Origin of the sequence: Congregibacter litoralis KT71 (assembly GCF_000153125.2) — a bacterium.
Taxonomy (GTDB): Bacteria; Pseudomonadota; Gammaproteobacteria; order Pseudomonadales; family Halieaceae; genus Congregibacter; species Congregibacter litoralis.
Genome location: NZ_CM002299.1, coordinates 4,097,608 through 4,112,760 on the forward strand (window position 1 = coordinate 4,097,608; position 15,153 = coordinate 4,112,760).

The window sequence follows — 15,153 nt, forward strand, 5'->3', positions numbered from 1 at the left end:
CGATCCCAGCCCCGCACCGCGTCGGGCAACAGGGATAAATCCGGGGCTGTTTACCAAGCTTCGGGACAGTGATGTAAATCAAAAAAATACCCTTCCTGCGGGGTATTATGCTATCCATGGAGACAAGCATTCCGGGCTAGCGTGCCGCGGAACGATCCAATAATAAGAGCCTGCTTGGGGATCCCTATGGAACTATCGGAACTACACCGCCTGGCCCAGGGCATCATCGAGGGAAGCGCCCTGGTATTGGCCTTCCTGGTCGTGGTCGCCGGCCTGACCATCCTCGTGATGTATCTTGTGGACATCACCCAGACGGAACAAACCATTCGCCGCAATTATCCGGTGGTGGGACGTTTCCGCTACTTTTTTGAGCATCTGGGGGAGTTCTTTCGCCAGTACTTTTTTGCCCTCGATCGGGAAGAGCTCCCTTTCAACCGCGCGGAACGCAGCTGGGTCTACCGCGCCGCCAAACAGGTGGACTCCACAGTTGCCTTCGGGTCAACGCGCCCCCTGAACCAGGAGGGCGACATCATCTTTCTCAACAGTCCTTTCCCGACCCTGGAGGAAGACACGGTGGAGCCCCGACCGGTGACCGTGGGCGCCGACAGCTGCGAAAAGCCCTATACCACCTCATCGATTCTCAATATTTCCGGCATGAGCTACGGCGCCATTTCCAGGCCCGCTATTACGGCCCTGGCCACCGGCGCCGGCGAAGCAGGCATCTGGATGAACACCGGCGAGGGCGGCTTGTCGCCCTACCACCTCCAGGGCGGTTGCGACATTGTTTTCCAGATCGGCACGGCCAAATACGGCGTGCGGGATGCGGCGGGTAACCTCGATGACGCCAAGCTCCAGGAGGTCGCAGCCTACGAGCAGGTGCGCATGTTTGAGATAAAAATGAGTCAGGGAGCCAAACCTGGCAAAGGGGGTATTCTTCCCGGCGGCAAGGTCACCGCCGAGATTGCATCCATTCGTGGCATCCCCGAGCGCTCAGACTCCATCAGCCCCAACGGTCACGTGGACGTGCGCTCCGTTGACGATCTTCTGGACATGATCGAACGGGTACGCAGGGTGACGGGCAAGCCCACGGGCTTCAAGATGGTCGTGGGCCAACTCAATTTTTTTGAGGATCTGTTTACCGCCATCCATCGGCGGGGGGTTCGCTCTGCACCGGACTTCATCACCATCGACAGCGCGGACGGCGGCACCGGCGCCGCACCGGAAGAGCTCATCGACTATGTGGGCATGCCGCTTACGGAGTCCCTCCCCATCGTTGTGGATCTCCTCCAGGAGTTCGGACTGCGGGACCGTATCAAGGTCATCGCCTCGGGAAAGATGATCAATCCCGGAAAGGTCGCCTGGGCCCTGGCCTGCGGCGCGGATTTCTGCACATCGGCGCGGGGCTTCATGTTTGCCCTGGGCTGCATCCAGGCATTGCAGTGCAATAAGAACACCTGCCCCACGGGCATCACCACCCATGACAAGGAACTTCAGCGGGGACTGGTGCCCGAGGACAAACGCAAGCGGGTAGCGGCCTATGCAAAAGCCGTGGCCCGGGGCGTGGGTGTCATTGCCCACTCCTGCGGCGCACCGGAACCCCGGGGTCTGGAGCGCGCCCATGTGCGAATCATTGAAGCGGGTGGCGCCTCCCATAATATGACCGAGCGTTTTCCCCAGCGTCCCATTCGCACGGAATACAAAGAGCTGTTGAGTAGAGCCAATCCATGATCGCCATCGTCGTCGAGGAGATTCTTGCTCTCGTAGGGCTTGTTCTCCTCGCAGCGCTGCTCCGACGTTTTGGCAGACTGGACATGTCTTTGGCCTGCATCCTCGTGGGTTTCGTCGCGGGCCAGATCATCGCCACCATCGGTTTTGATACCGGTGTGCAGGCGAAGGACCTCCAGGACATCGTCTTTTACATCATCCTCCCCGTGCTGGTTTTCGAGGCGGCCTGGCATCTGGATGCGAGGCTCCTACGCCGCTGGCTCTGGCCCGTCATGCTGCTGGCGACCCTGGGTATTGTTATCACCACGGTGATCGCTGCCGGCCTGTCCTATCTGGGACTTCAGGACCCCGCCGGCTTTCCCTGGGTGGCGGCGCTTCTCACCGGTGCCATTCTCTCGGCTACGGATCCCGTATCGGTGATCGATCAGCTAAAGGCCGCCCGCGCCCCCGCCGACCTGGGAACGCTGTTCGAGGGCGAGAGTCTGTTCAACGATGCCACAGCCGTTGTGCTGTTTTCCCTGGTGCTCACCATGGCCCTGTCGCCGGAAGTGATGCACGCCAATGGTGTCAGCCTGTTCACCGCCATTTTTATTGGGGGCGCCTGCCTGGGTCTGGTCACGGGCCTGCTCGCCAGCATTTTACTCCTGGTGCTGGGGCGGCCGGCGAGTACCACTATCGTGCTGCTCTTCACGGCTTTTGGTAGCTTCTTTCTGGCAGAGCACTTCTTCCACGTCTCGGGGATCATGGCAGTGATGGTCGCCGCCTTGATCGCACGGGGCTTTCTCAAGGAGGTGGAAGAGACCGTGGCCAGCGGGCTGACACATACCTGGGAGTGGTCCAGCGAGCTCCTCAACAGCATTCTTTTCGTGATTATGGGGCTGGTGATCACCCTGGAGATGTTCCAGGCCCACTGGCTGGCGATGCTTATTGCCATCGGTGCCGCGGTGATCGCAAGACTCTGCGCCGTCGCGGCCTGCGGTGTCCTCACGGGGCTGACCGGGCGGCGAATACCACGGCCCTGGCAGTTTATTATGGTGTGGGGCGGCCAACGCGGTGTCATTGCTCTGGCCCTGGCCCTGGCGTTACCCCTGGAACTCGGTTACGGAGACACCATTCAATCGATGGTGTTCGGGGTGATTCTTTTCAGTCTGCTGGTGCAAGGCACCACCACTGCTGCACTGATCAAACGCTGGGCGCCGGAGCGACGACTTCGCGTGCGTGACTGACGCTACGACGATCGCTCCCTCGGCGGTCTCCGACCTGTTAGCTGCTCGTCTTATTGACGCCGGGTAGCTTCTTCGCGAATGCGGGCCACCATGGCCTGGAGCCCGTTTCCCCGGGTGGGCGACAAATGCCGCATAAGACCCAGTTCTTCGAAATAGGCATTGATATCAAAGGCGAGAATGTCGTCGGGCGCTTTGTTATTGAAGGCGGCGAGAACTACCGCCAGCAAACCCTTAACAATAAACGCGTCGCTATCTGCACTGAGCTGTAAGCGGTCTTTATCATCGCTGCCGGCTTTCCCCGCTTCCCCGGCCTCCTCAACATCTATCCAGACCTGACTTTGACAGCCGCGGACCAGGCGATCCTCGCTGCGGAGCTCCGCGGGCATCTCGGGCAGCTCCCGACCCAGATCGATGATGTAGCGATAGCGGTCTTCCCAGCTGTCAAAAAAACCGAGGTTCTCAATAATGTCGTCTACGGTGATAGACACACCAAATGGGTTGGGGGCGACGCTCATAGGCTAGATGTTCCGTGATTTCCTGGGGGCTTGTTCTCGGGGGCTTATTCCTGGGAGCTGATTCCTGGGAGCTAAAAGGTCGCTACCTTGGGCATTTCCACGCGAGACGAAAAGGCGTCGAAACATCAATAAAACATGCCTGTTTCAAGCTGCGCCTCTTCCGACATCATGTCGCGGTTCCAGGGAGGATCGAAAACCAGATCAACATCAACCTCCTTGACAAAGGGCACCATGCGCAGACGATGCTCTACATCACCCACAAGCACTGGCCCCATGCCGCAGCCCGGCGCCGTAAGCGTCATAGCGACATCAACACGCTGCGCATCCTGGTCAATCTCCACCCGATAAATCAGTCCGAGGTTCACGAGGTCTACGGGGATCTCGGGATCAAAAACCGTGTGCAGCGCTTCCCAGAGCTGGGCCTCGCTGATTTTGCCGTCTTCCGGCGGCGTAAATGTCAGGGACAGACCCTCGAGACCCAGGGCGTCGGCATCCGTGCCGTCGATACGCACCATGTTGCCGTTGTGCACGATGGTGTAATTCCCGCCGAGGGATTGCGTAAGAGTGACAAAGCTGTCTGCGGGCACGGTGACGGGATCGCCCACAGGTACCAGACGCCCCTGCACCTCGCGGCGCACCGTGAGCAGTGTTCTTTCCTGGGATGACATGGCTTAGCCTACGCTGAAACTTTCGCCGCAGCCGCATTCCGCGACCACGTTGGGGTTGTTGAACTTAAGCACCTTGTTGATGCCCTCGCGGCTGAGATCGACTTCGGTTCCCCGGAGAAACTCCAGCGCATCAGCAGCGATAAAAACCTTCACGCCGTTGTCGAGGGCCAGCGGTGTATCGCTGTCTTCGCCGGCATCCACCTCTTCCATGACGTACTTGAAACCCGTGCAACCGCTTTCCTGCACGCTGAGGCGCACGGCGGCTTTACCCGCCGAGGAAAGGCTGCTGCGAAAGTGCTCGGACGCTGCGTCGGTAAAACGCAGGGGTCCCTCTACTTCAAATGTTTCCACAGTCACAATGTATTACTCCTATTCACATCGCATTTTGATCCGCCCGGCGACTTCTGATACGCAGCGCCTAGCGGGGACCAAAGAGGGACTGCGCTTTTTTCAGTCCCGCGATCAATCTGTCGACATCATCCAGGGTGTTGTACATGGAGAACGATGCACGCACGGTTCCCGGCAACTCAAAGCGTGACATGAGGGGCTGCGCGCAGTGATGTCCCGTGCGTACGGCAATGCCCTGCTCGTCCAACAACATGCCCACATCCGAGGGATGACAACCATCCATGACAAAGCTGAAAATACCGGCGCTGCGTTTGGGAGCACCAATACGCCGGACACCCGGTATCTCCGACGCGGCCTCCAGCGTCGCAGTCAGTAAGGCATCCTCGTGCCCGGCGGCGGCATCTCTGTCGATGAGCGACAGATAGTCTATGGCAGCACCCAGCCCCACGGCTCCCGCGATATTTGGGGTGCCCGCCTCAAATTTAAAGGGCAGGCCGTTAAAGGTAGTCCCCGCAAAACTCACGGTTTCGATCATCTCACCACCGCCGAGAAAGGGTGTCATTGCTTCCAGCAGCGCTTCCCGTCCCCAGAGCACGCCCATGCCCGTAGGCGCGAAAAGTTTGTGCGCGGAAAAACAGTAAAAATCACAGCCCAGGGCCTGCACATCCACATCCCAATGACCGACGGCCTGGGCACCATCCACGAGCACCAGGGCGCCCGCGGCATGGGCCCGGGCGCAGATATTTTCGATGGGGTTAATCGTACCGATGGCATTGGAGACGTGATTCACCGCAACCAGCTTGACCCGTTCATCCAGAAGCGCGTCAAAGGCGTCCATATCAATTTCCGCCTCTTCCGTGACGGGGATCGGCACGACCTCTGCACCAACGCGGGCGGCAGCAAGCTGCCAGGGCACGATATCCGAATGGTGCTCCAGCCAGGAGACCAGAATCCGATCACCGGCCTTCAGATTATCCGCGCCCCAACTGTGGGCCACGAGATTAACGGCCTCCGTCGTGCCCCGGGTCCAGATGATCTGACGCGATGAGGGGCTGTTCAAAAACCCGGCGGTTTTCTCCCGGGCATCCTCAAAGTGACGCGTCGCCCGGTCAGACAGGGTGTGCACGCCACGGTGCACATTGGCATTGTCATGGCGGTAGTAATTAGCGATGGCATCAATAACGGCATTGGGTTTTTGCGTGGTAGCGGCGTTATCCAGATACACCAGAGGCTGGCCGTTAATCATCTCTCCCAGAATCGGAAAATCCGCACGCACCCGCTCCACATCGAAGCTTGGCGCGGTACCGGCTGCTTCAACAGCCTTCAGGGTGCTCATAGCAGATGCCTCGAGAGCTCGGAGTTTCGGGCAAAACGGGCGGCGAGGAGAGGACGCAGATAATCCTTGAGCACCTCCAGCCCGAGGCCGTCAATCAGCTCGTTGATAAAACCAAAACTCAGCATCACCTCGGCTTCCGCCTGGGATACGCCACGGGTCCGGAGATAGTGCATCGCCGTCTCATCCAGCTGCGCTACCGTGGTGCCGTGGGCGCACTGCACGTCGTCGGCATAGATTTCCAGCTCGGGCTTGCTGTTCACCGTCGCTTCAGGACTCGTGAGGAGATTCCGGTTGGAGAGTTCCGCACGGGTCTTTTGCGCATCGGGATGGATATGAATACGGCCGTTAAACACGGCCGTGGCCTTATCCGCGATGATGCCTCGAAAGATCTCATCGGAGCTGCAGTGGGGTACGGCATGCTCAATAGTGCTGTGGTAGTCGATGTGCTCATCGCCCCGGGGCAGATACACACCGTTGAGGGAGGCGTAAGCGCCGGGCCCGGCGTGATTGATCACGAGGTCAAAACGCTTGAGCACGCTGCCGAGGGCAAGATGGAAACTCTCCAGATGCGCATCACGATCAAGACGCGCGTGGACGCCACCGATATGCACCGCGCTGCCTGACTCTTCGTGAATCCGGTAGTGCGAGAGCCTGGCGTTAGGTCCCAGCATCAACTCCGTCAGCCCGTTACAGAAACTGTCCTTCGCGTCGTCCAGAGAGGCAAAATGCTCCACAACCGTGGCGGAAGCGCCAGACTCTGCGAGGACCAGCAGGCGCTGGTTCGCCGCCGTGGGCGCATCGACGGCGCTCACCAGCCACAAGCACTCTATGGGGGCTTCATCAGCAGCTGTATTGGCGGCAATCTCCACGAGCACGCCATCGCGAAGGGTCGCGGTGTTAAGGGCGGCGAACAAATGGTCTTCTACATTCAAAGCGCCATTGAGATGCCCGGCGATTTTCGCCGACTGCTCCTCGTCGGCGTCCTCAAAACGACAAACCCTGACCCCGTCGGCAGACGCTGCCGTTGAAAGGGCCGATTGATAGATACCATCAACGAAAACAAGACGGGTACCGCCGCAACCCGCGGCCCATTTATCGGGGAGCGCATCGAGGGTGAGGCTGCCATCGGCCAAGTGATAATCGTCCCGAAGGACGTTGAGACCGGTGTACTTCCAGTTCTCTGTGCGTCGCGTGGGGAGGTCTGCCTCTTGCCAGAGGGAGAGACCTCGCGCCTGCACGGACTGCAACCAGTGAGGCACCTGGCGGCTCGCCTCAGCGAGGGCTTGTTGCATAAAGCTCGTCATCAGGCGACCTCATCCTCGAGCCAGGCATAGCCTTTATCCTCGAGATGCAGGGCAAGATCCTTGTCTCCCGAGCGCACGATGCGGCCTTCGGACAGCACATGCACGTGATCAGGCTCCACAAAATCCAGAAGTCGCTGGTAGTGGGTCACGAGAATAAAAGCCCGGTCGTCGCTGCGCATCGCATTGACGCCCTGGGCGACAACCTGGAGAGCATCTATATCGAGACCGCTGTCGGTTTCGTCCATGAGGCAGAGGCTGGGCTCCAGAAGCATCATCTGAATAAGCTCGTTGCGCTTTTTCTCGCCGCCGGAGAAGCCCTCATTGACGCCACGCTTCAAGAAATCCGCGGGCAGATTGGCGGCTTTGCTCGCTTCCCGGGCACGCTTCATAAAGTTCACCGCATCCAGGGCTTCCTGGCCACGATGTTCCCGCACCGCGTCTACCGCAGCCTTCAGAAACTCCATGTTGCTCACGCCCGGTATCTCCACGGGGTACTGAAACGCCAGGAAAAGACCCGCGCGGGACCGCTCTTCCGTATCCTGCTCCAGCAGGTTTTCACCGTTGAAGGTGATGCTGCCCTCGGTAACCTCATAACCCGGCCGACCGGCAAGGACGTGTCCCAGGGTGCTTTTCCCCGAGCCATTGGGACCCATAATGGCGTGCACCTCTCCCGCGGCGACCTCGAGATTCAGACCGCGAAGAATTTCCTTGCCTTCGACCCGCGCATGCAGGTTTTCAATCTTTAACATGTTCTTACCACTCCTAAGACGACACCGACGGGCGTCGCGTTATCCGACCGAGCCTTCCAGGCTCACTTCCAGCAGCTTTCCGGCCTCGACGGCGAACTCCATGGGAAGCTCCCGGAATACTTCTTTACAGAAGCCGTTCACGATCATGGACACGGCTTTCTCCGCGTCCAGTCCGCGCTGCTGGCATAAATACATCTGGTCATCACTGACCTTCGAGGTGGTGGCTTCGTGCTCCACCACGGCGCTGGGGTTGCGACTTTCGATATAGGGAAAGGTATGCGCCGCGCAGCGATCACCGATAAGCAGGGAGTCGCACTGGGTGTAGTTCCGAGCGCCCTCCGCCCGGGGGCTCATGCGCACGAGACCGCGATAGGCATTGGAACTTTTACCCGCGGAAATCCCTTTGGAGATGATCGTGGAGCGGGTGTTCTTCCCCAGGTGAATCATCTTGGTGCCCGTATCGGCCTGCTGCATGTTGTTGGTCAAGGCGACGGAGTAAAACTCACCCACACTGTTATCGCCGCGCAAAATGCACGAGGGGTACTTCCAGGTCACTGCCGAGCCCGTCTCCACCTGCGTCCAGGAGATTTTGCTGTTCCTGTGTGCCACACCGCGCTTGGTCACAAAGTTGTAGATACCGCCCTTGCCCTCGGAGTCCCCGGGGTACCAGTTCTGCACCGTGGAATACTTGATCTCCGCATCATCCAATGCCACAAGCTCCACGACCGCCGCATGGAGCTGATTCTCATCCCGCATCGGCGCGGTGCAGCCCTCGAGGTAACTCACGTGGCTGGCTTCGTCGGCAATAATCAGGGTGCGCTCAAACTGACCGGTCTTGGCTTCATTAATGCGGAAATAGGTGGACAGCTCCATGGGGCAACGAACGCCCTTGGGGATGTAGACAAAAGAGCCGTCGGTGAACACGGCACTGTTCAGTGCCGCATAAAAATTGTCCCGGCGGGGAACAACCGTGCCCAGATACTTTTTCACCAGCTCGGGATACTCGTGCACCGCCTCGGAAATCGGGCAAAAAATGACCCCCGCCTCGGCCAGCTTGCTGCGAAAGGTGGTCGCCACGGACACGGAGTCGAACACGGCATCCACGGCGACGCCCGCGAGCATCTCCTGTTCGTGCAGGGGAATACCCAGCTTGTTGTAAATCTCCAGCAGTTCCGGGTCGACTTCGTCCAGACTCTGGGGGCCGTCTTCCATGCTCTTGGGTGCGGAGTAGTAAGACAGCGCCTGATAATCAATCTGGGGGTAGTGAACATGCGCCCACTCGGGTGTTTCCATTTCCTGCCAGCCCCGGAAAGCCTCGAGACGCCACTCCAGTAGCCAATCGGGCTCGCCCTTTTTCGCCGAGATAAAACGAATAACGTCCTCATCGAGGCCGGGCGCCAGGGTATCGGACTCGATATCGCTGACAAAACCCGCGGAGTACTCTTTCTCGATACGGCTGTCGATAACTTCCTGTGACATGCTGTTTTCCTTACTGATCTAACGTCGACGTCAGGCGGTTCTTACGAGGATGCCGGCCACTTGGTCCGCAGCCGAGTTTCGCAGCACCTGCTTGTCAGAAATGTCTTGAATTTCACGGCGGGCAACGAGGTCCGCCAGACTGATATCGGAAAGAAACTCTTTGATGCGATCAGACAGATCCATCCACAAATGGTGGGTCAGGCAGGTATCCCCGTCCTGGCAATCCCCCTTGCCACGGCAACGGGTTGCGTCGGTATCTTCATTAACTGCCGAGATCACATCAGCGACGCTGATGTCCTCCGCCCCGCGCTTGAGTCGGTAACCCCCACCGGGACCACGCACGCTTCGCACCAGATCCTGACGCCGCAAATGGGCAAAGAGCTGCTCGAGATAGGACAGGGAAATGCCTTGGCGCTCGGAAATTGCAGCCAGACGGATAGGTCCCCGAGCTTCATTCAAAGCCAGGTCCAGCATGGCGGTAACGGCATATCGTCCTTTTGTTGTAAGGCGCATAGGTCGGTTCTCGGGTGCTCTGCGAGGGCCGCAAAGTGTTTCATTCCCTACTATTTTAGTCAAGTATAAGACCCTTTGCATTGCTGGGTTTTTAAGGCTCTTCCTTGGTCTATACTCTGCGTTCGTTGTTGTTAGGGGACTGCCGCATGAGTGCAGGCAACGACGCAGCCGATAACGCTAATAAGCAGTTGCGCCGCATACTGATCATCGCCTACGGAAGAGCTGCTGATGCGGACTCGAGGGTCGCTTCCGCGCTTCTTGAAAAGCTCCGCGAGCGCAGCATCTCCGATAGCTGGTGGTTAACCTTGATTCAGGATGATGCCCTCAGGCTGGAGCATGCTCTGGATCTGAGGCCCAACGATCTCGCGATTTTTATTGATACGCATCTCCACGGAAAAGCGCCTTTTGAGTTCATAGAAATCACTGATGATGGCAAAGCGCCCATCTTGCCGGAGGCGGACGCTGTGATTCCGGGGGATATCTTGCACGCCCTGGCAACCCTGGGTCGAAACCGAACCCTGCCCCCCAGCTTTCTTCTCACCCTGCCAATGCCCAGGGATGAATCGAAAGGAGACATCGCTCCCGACATTGACGCGAGCATCACCTATGCCGTGGATTTTCTGGAGAATCTCCTCGGGGATACCAGCAACGAACACTGGCGCTCGGAAACCAACGGCTAGCGTCGCGAAGAAGCATCAGAGAAAACGGCGGTGAAGGGGGTAAAAGAGGAGAAAGAGGAGAAAGAGTAAAAAAGAAAGCTCAGTCTCTCTTTGTCTCCGCCCCAGCCTCTTCCTCCGCCTCAATATCCAGTACCACGGCACCTGCGCTCATTTGCTCTCCTTCCACACCATGAATAGCGGTGACCACGCCGTCGATCTGCGCCAGGAGCCGGTGCTCCATCTTCATGGCCTCCATCACCGCCAGCTCATCACCCCGGGATACCTTGTCACCCACGGCAACGCGCAGCGTTAGAAGGTTGCCGTGCATGGGCGCCAGGACGGCACCGGAACCCTCCCGGTCCCCGTCCGCCGCAGACAGTGCCAACTCGTTCGCGAGGACAAACATCCGGCCCCGGGACTGCAGGGCAAGAGTGCCCTGATCCATAAAGCAGTAAGCGACGTCACGCTGCAAACCGTCCATGGCCACGCGTAGTTGTCCGTCCCGGGCGCTATCCACCAACAGCAGCTCCCGCCGCGTGTCTCCCAGAGCAATGTCAAAGCGGTCATCACCCAAGGGGAGCACGCTCAAGGACCGGAGTTCTTCGTTGACCGTATAGCTGAAGATGCTCTCCATCACGCGGGCACCGGTGGTGCCATTGAGCAGCGCGTCATCAAAAACCCGCCCCTCGAGACCCTGCTCCTCGCCCTGCAGATAGTGAAGAAGCGCAGCCAGGCAGAGATCGTCCTCTCCCGGGATACTCGTCGACACTCCCTCGGGAAACTCCTCCTCGATAAAGGCCGTGGTTGCCTCTCCCCGGGCGAAACTCTCCCGCTCGAGCACATCGATAAGAAACTCCCGATTACTGGTGATGCCAAAGAGCACGGTATTCTTCAGGGCGCGGAGCAATCGGCGCCGCGCGGTATCGCGATCATCCCCGAAGGCAATAATCTTGGCGATCATGGGATCGTAGAATGGCGACACCATCTGGCCCGGGAACAGTCCGTGATCTACCCGTATGCCGACGCCCGAGGGTGGCTCCCAGGCCAGAGCCCGACCGCTGGCTGGTAAAAAGTCGTTCACCGTGTCCTCGGCGTAGAGGCGGACCTCCATGGCGTGACCCCGGAGGTGCACATCTTCCTGACCGCAGGGCAGCCTTCCCCCCTGGGCTACATGGAGCTGCAGATCAACGAGATCAAGGCCCGTAACCAGCTCCGTGACGGGGTGCTCCACCTGAAGGCGGGTGTTCATTTCGAGAAAATAAAACTGCTCCTCGCTGTCGAGAAGAAACTCCACGGTGCCCGCGCCGACATAGTCGATACTTTGTGCCGCGGCTACAGCAGCGATGCCCATGGCGGCTCGCAGTTCCGGATTCATTACCGGGCAGGGAGCTTCCTCCACGACCTTTTGATGTCGTCGCTGCACGGAACAGTCGCGCTCCCCGAGGTGAATCACATTCCCGTGGGCATCTCCAAACACCTGTACTTCGACATGCCGTGGCTGTGTCACCGCTTTTTCCAGAATCAGCTCGCCGCTGCCAAAGGCGTTTTCTGCCTCGGAGCGCGCAGATGCCAGGGCCCCGGGGAAATCCGCCATCGCAGTCACGAGACGCATACCCCGGCCCCCGCCTCCCGCCGCGGCCTTAACCATGATGGGCATGCCCATATCCCTGGCGGCCGCGATGAGCGCATCATCCGATTGATCTGCCGATTGATAGCCCGGAATACAGGGCACCCGCGCCTCCAGCATGCGTCGCTTGGCGGCCGCCTTGTTACCCATGAGTTCGATGGCCTCCGCCGAGGGACCGATAAACACCAGACCGGCATCGACACAGGCCGCGGCAAAGGCGGCGTTCTCGGACAAAAAGCCATAGCCCGGATGAATGGCCTCGGCACCGCTGCGAGCCGCGGCATCAAGGATGCGTTGGGGATTCAGATAAGACTCTTTTACCGGAGCCGGACCGATAAGCACCGCCTCATCCGCCAGGGCCACATGGGGTGCATCCTCATCAGCCTCGGAGTAGACGGCAATAGTGCGGTAGCCTGCCGCCTGTGCACTACGGATGATGCGAACCGCAATCTCCCCACGGTTGGCTACAAGGACGCTGTCGAAGGGATGAGTCATGATCCGCTCCCCCTGTTGTCCCGGGGTCCACTGCCTGTTGCAGACACCCAGCTCGCCTTACGCTTTTCCCCAAAGGCCTGCATACCCTCCCGCGCCTCATCACCCAACATGGCATCGGCAAAGCGCTCCGCCGCGAACTGCACCAGCTCGGACCCTTCCAACTCCTCCGTAGCCGAGATGATCTGTTTCGTCAGGGCAATCGCCCCCGGTGCACCGCGATGGGCGTCACTGAGCACGGACTGCAGACGGGATTCCAGTGCTTCGAGATCGGGCTCCACGAAATGGGCAAAACCCAGGCGGTGCGCCTCCACACCGTCAAAGCGCTGAGCGGTGAGGAGCAATCGCCGCGCCTGGGAGGCGCCGATACGAGCAATCACCACGGGAGTAATCTGTGCCGGGGGAATCCCCAGGGTGACCTCCGTCAGTGCGAATTTGGCATCCGCCGTGGTGACCACCACGTCGGCGAGACAGGCGATACCCAGACCACCGGCCATCGCAGCACCCTCGATGGCCACGATGAACAATTGAGGCAGCTGGCGGATCGCTACCATCATGCGACCGAAGTCGGCATTAAAGGCCACGATTTCATCCCGAGGCATGCCCGCCTGAAAGACGTTCCGGAACATCTTCAAGTCACCGCCGGAACAGAACGCGCCGCCCTTACCGCGCAACACGACGAAGCGATAGGGTGCGCTCGGGAGTGCCTCGAGGACGGCGGCCAACTCGTCGGCCATAGCCCCGGACAGGGCGTTGCGGGTCTCGGGGCGATTAAACCAGATGACCAGGGTATCGCCCCGGGGTTCAAGGAGGAGATTTTCAACAGCGGGTAACATGGGCTTTCCTTGTAGTTGTCCGGACACGATCACATGCGCGCCACGCCAAAGGCGTTGGGGCTGACGGCCCGGTGGCGACCCTCCCAGCAGGTCTGGAGTGCCATGGCGATGACCCGGCGGCTGTCCCGGGGGTCAATGAGGCCGTCGTCGAGCATCCGCCCGGAGGTATAAAAGGCATCTGACTGACGGTCATAGTGCGCAATGACTTTTTCTTCCTGGGCACTGAGCATCGCCTCATCAACATCCCGCCCCTTGCGCGCGGCACCGGCCCGAAAAACTTCCGACATGGTCTTGGCCGCCTGCTCTCCGCCCATGACGCCGATCTGAATGTTCGGCCAGGAAAAAACAAAATCGGGATCGTAGCCCTGACCGCACATGCCGTAGTTTCCCGCGCCAAAGCTGGCACCAATCATGAGTGTTAACCGTGGCACCCGCGCATTGGTCACCGCCTGAATCATTTTGGCGCCGTGCTTGATCATGCCCGCATGCTCATACTGGGTACCCACCATGTAACCGGTGATGTTCTGCACAAACAGCAGGGGCGTGTCGGACTGATCGCAAAGCTGAATAAACTGCGCCGCCTTGGTGGCGCCGTCGGGATCGATGGGGCCGTTATTGCACAGGATTCCCACGGGCATGCCATGGATATTGGCCTGCATGCACAGCAGGGTGATGCCGTAAGCAGGCTTGAACTCCAGAAAACGGGAGCCATCAACCAGGCGGGCAATGACTTCCCGGGCGTCATAAGGTTGCCGGTAATCCACGGGCACGACGCCGAGGAGTTCCTCCGGTGAATAGAAAGGTTCCTCAAAGTCCTGCGCCGGTGGCGAAGGACAGCGTCGGTTCCAGTTGAGCCGGGCCACAACTTCCCGGCAGAGTTGCACCCCGTGAGCGTCATCTTCCGCGAGGTACTCCACCAGGCCCGTGACCTGGGAGTGCATCACTGCGCCGCCCAGCTCCGCATCGTCCGCCACTTCGCCAGTGGCGGCCTTGAGGAGAGCCGGACCCGCCAGATAGGCCTTGCCGTTGCCCTTCACCCCAACGACATAGTCGCTGAGACCCGGCATATAGGCGCCGCCGGCGGCCGATGCACCGTGGAGCACGGTGACGACGGGAAGCCCTGCGGCGGACAGCCTTGCCAGGCGCGCGAAGATCCCGCCACCGGCCATCCACATTTCCACTTCGTATTCGAGGAGGTTGGCACCGGCGCTTTCCACGAGATGCACAAAGGGCAGCTTCTGTTCGATAGCGATGTCCATAACCCGACAACCCTTGCGGGTGGATGTGCGGGTCATGGAGCCCGCATTGATGCCCGAATCATCCACCTGAATCATGCACCGGGTACCCGACACGTAGCCGATGCCGGCGATCTGCGTTGCCCCGGGGACCGAGGTTTCCGGGTTGCTATCGTCCAGGAGGTAGCCCGCCATATTGCCGATTTCCAGAAAAGGCGACCCGGGATCCAGGAGTCGGGTCAGGCGCTCCCGGGGCAGTAGCTGACCGCGTTTTTCAAAGCGGGGCCGCGCCGCGTCCGACAGGGTCCGGGAACGCTCCAGAATGCCGTTCATTTTCTCAATGAGCGCAAGATGATCCTCCCGATTGCGCGCAAAGCTGTCCGCAGCGGTGCTGACTTGGGAGCGAAAAGGCGGTGACTGATAGGCCATGGGATTGTTCTC

At 59.6% G+C, this 15,153-nt stretch carries 14 protein-coding genes; 3 read left to right on the top strand and 11 right to left on the bottom strand.

Annotation, left to right across the window (positions count from 1 at the left end; translation table 11 throughout):
- Positions 1-186 precede the first annotated feature (186 nt).
- Together KT71_RS18570 and KT71_RS18575 are read left to right on the top strand one after the other, a co-directional pair.
- The gene (locus tag KT71_RS18570; protein ID WP_008293785.1) at positions 187-1,728 is read left to right on the top strand and encodes an FMN-binding glutamate synthase family protein; all 1,542 of its coding nucleotides are present in this window, start codon (positions 187-189) and stop codon (positions 1,726-1,728) included.
- Positions 1,725-2,951 carry a cation:proton antiporter gene (locus KT71_RS18575; RefSeq protein ID WP_008293784.1) on the top strand — a complete coding sequence of 409 codons (1,227 nt, stop codon included), beginning with the start codon at positions 1,725-1,727 and terminating at the stop codon, positions 2,949-2,951. The genes KT71_RS18570 and KT71_RS18575 overlap by 4 nt, the downstream gene beginning before the upstream one ends.
- Before the next feature lie 50 nt (positions 2,952-3,001).
- On the opposite strand, the gene KT71_RS18580 is transcribed toward KT71_RS18575, so the two are convergent.
- The 8 genes from KT71_RS18580 to iscR all read right to left on the bottom strand — a co-directional run bounded on the left by KT71_RS18580 (position 3,002) and on the right by iscR (position 9,863).
- A complete protein-coding gene (locus KT71_RS18580) occupies positions 3,002-3,466 on the bottom strand; it encodes a SufE family protein (RefSeq protein WP_008293783.1) in 465 nt (154 codons plus the stop codon).
- A 125-nt stretch (positions 3,467-3,591) separates the two neighbouring features.
- Complete coding sequence (sufT, locus tag KT71_RS18585) at positions 3,592-4,134, bottom strand: putative Fe-S cluster assembly protein SufT (protein WP_008293781.1); 543 nt, start codon at positions 4,132-4,134, stop codon at positions 3,592-3,594.
- A 3-nt stretch (positions 4,135-4,137) separates the two neighbouring features.
- Positions 4,138-4,491: a HesB/IscA family protein gene (locus tag KT71_RS18590; protein ID WP_023660343.1), complete on the bottom strand. Its 354-nt coding sequence runs from the start codon at positions 4,489-4,491 to the stop codon at positions 4,138-4,140.
- Between the two features lie 61 nt (positions 4,492-4,552).
- The gene (locus KT71_RS18595; protein ID WP_008293779.1) at positions 4,553-5,818 is read right to left on the bottom strand and encodes a cysteine desulfurase; all 1,266 of its coding nucleotides are present in this window, start codon (positions 5,816-5,818) and stop codon (positions 4,553-4,555) included.
- Positions 5,815-7,122, bottom strand: a complete 1,308-nt coding sequence (gene sufD, locus KT71_RS18600) for a Fe-S cluster assembly protein SufD (RefSeq protein ID WP_008293778.1) — start codon at positions 7,120-7,122, stop codon at positions 5,815-5,817. Before sufD ends, KT71_RS18595 begins: the two co-directional genes overlap by 4 nt.
- Entirely contained in the window at positions 7,122-7,871 is a 750-nt protein-coding gene (gene sufC / locus KT71_RS18605) for a Fe-S cluster assembly ATPase SufC (protein ID WP_008293777.1), read from the bottom strand. Before sufC ends, sufD begins: the two co-directional genes overlap by 1 nt.
- A gap of 39 nt (positions 7,872-7,910) precedes the next feature.
- On the bottom strand, positions 7,911-9,350 hold the full coding sequence (gene sufB, locus KT71_RS18610) for a Fe-S cluster assembly protein SufB (protein ID WP_008293776.1): 1,440 nt from the start codon (positions 9,348-9,350) through the stop codon (positions 7,911-7,913).
- 30 nt (positions 9,351-9,380) lie between these two features.
- A complete protein-coding gene (gene iscR / locus KT71_RS18615; RefSeq protein ID WP_008293775.1) occupies positions 9,381-9,863 on the bottom strand; it encodes a Fe-S cluster assembly transcriptional regulator IscR in 483 nt (160 codons plus the stop codon).
- 146 nt (positions 9,864-10,009) lie between these two features.
- On the opposite strand from iscR, the gene KT71_RS18620 reads away from it, so the two are divergent.
- Positions 10,010-10,543, top strand: coding sequence for a homospermidine synthase (locus tag KT71_RS18620; protein ID WP_008293774.1), 534 nt, complete (start codon positions 10,010-10,012; stop codon positions 10,541-10,543).
- A 79-nt stretch (positions 10,544-10,622) separates the two neighbouring features.
- Here KT71_RS18620 and KT71_RS18625 read toward each other — a convergent pair whose 3' ends face one another.
- The 3 genes from KT71_RS18625 to KT71_RS18635 are packed head-to-tail and all read right to left on the bottom strand — an operon-like array spanning position 10,623 to position 15,141.
- Entirely contained in the window at positions 10,623-12,644 is a 2,022-nt protein-coding gene (locus KT71_RS18625; RefSeq protein ID WP_008293773.1) for an acetyl/propionyl/methylcrotonyl-CoA carboxylase subunit alpha, read from the bottom strand.
- Positions 12,641-13,477: an enoyl-CoA hydratase/isomerase family protein gene (locus tag KT71_RS18630; protein ID WP_008293772.1), complete on the bottom strand. Its 837-nt coding sequence runs from the start codon at positions 13,475-13,477 to the stop codon at positions 12,641-12,643. Before KT71_RS18630 ends, KT71_RS18625 begins: the two co-directional genes overlap by 4 nt.
- A gap of 29 nt (positions 13,478-13,506) precedes the next feature.
- Positions 13,507-15,141 (bottom strand): acyl-CoA carboxylase subunit beta, encoded by a 1,635-nt coding sequence (locus tag KT71_RS18635; protein WP_008293771.1) that lies wholly within the window; start codon positions 15,139-15,141, stop codon positions 13,507-13,509.
- Positions 15,142-15,153 lie beyond the last annotated feature (12 nt).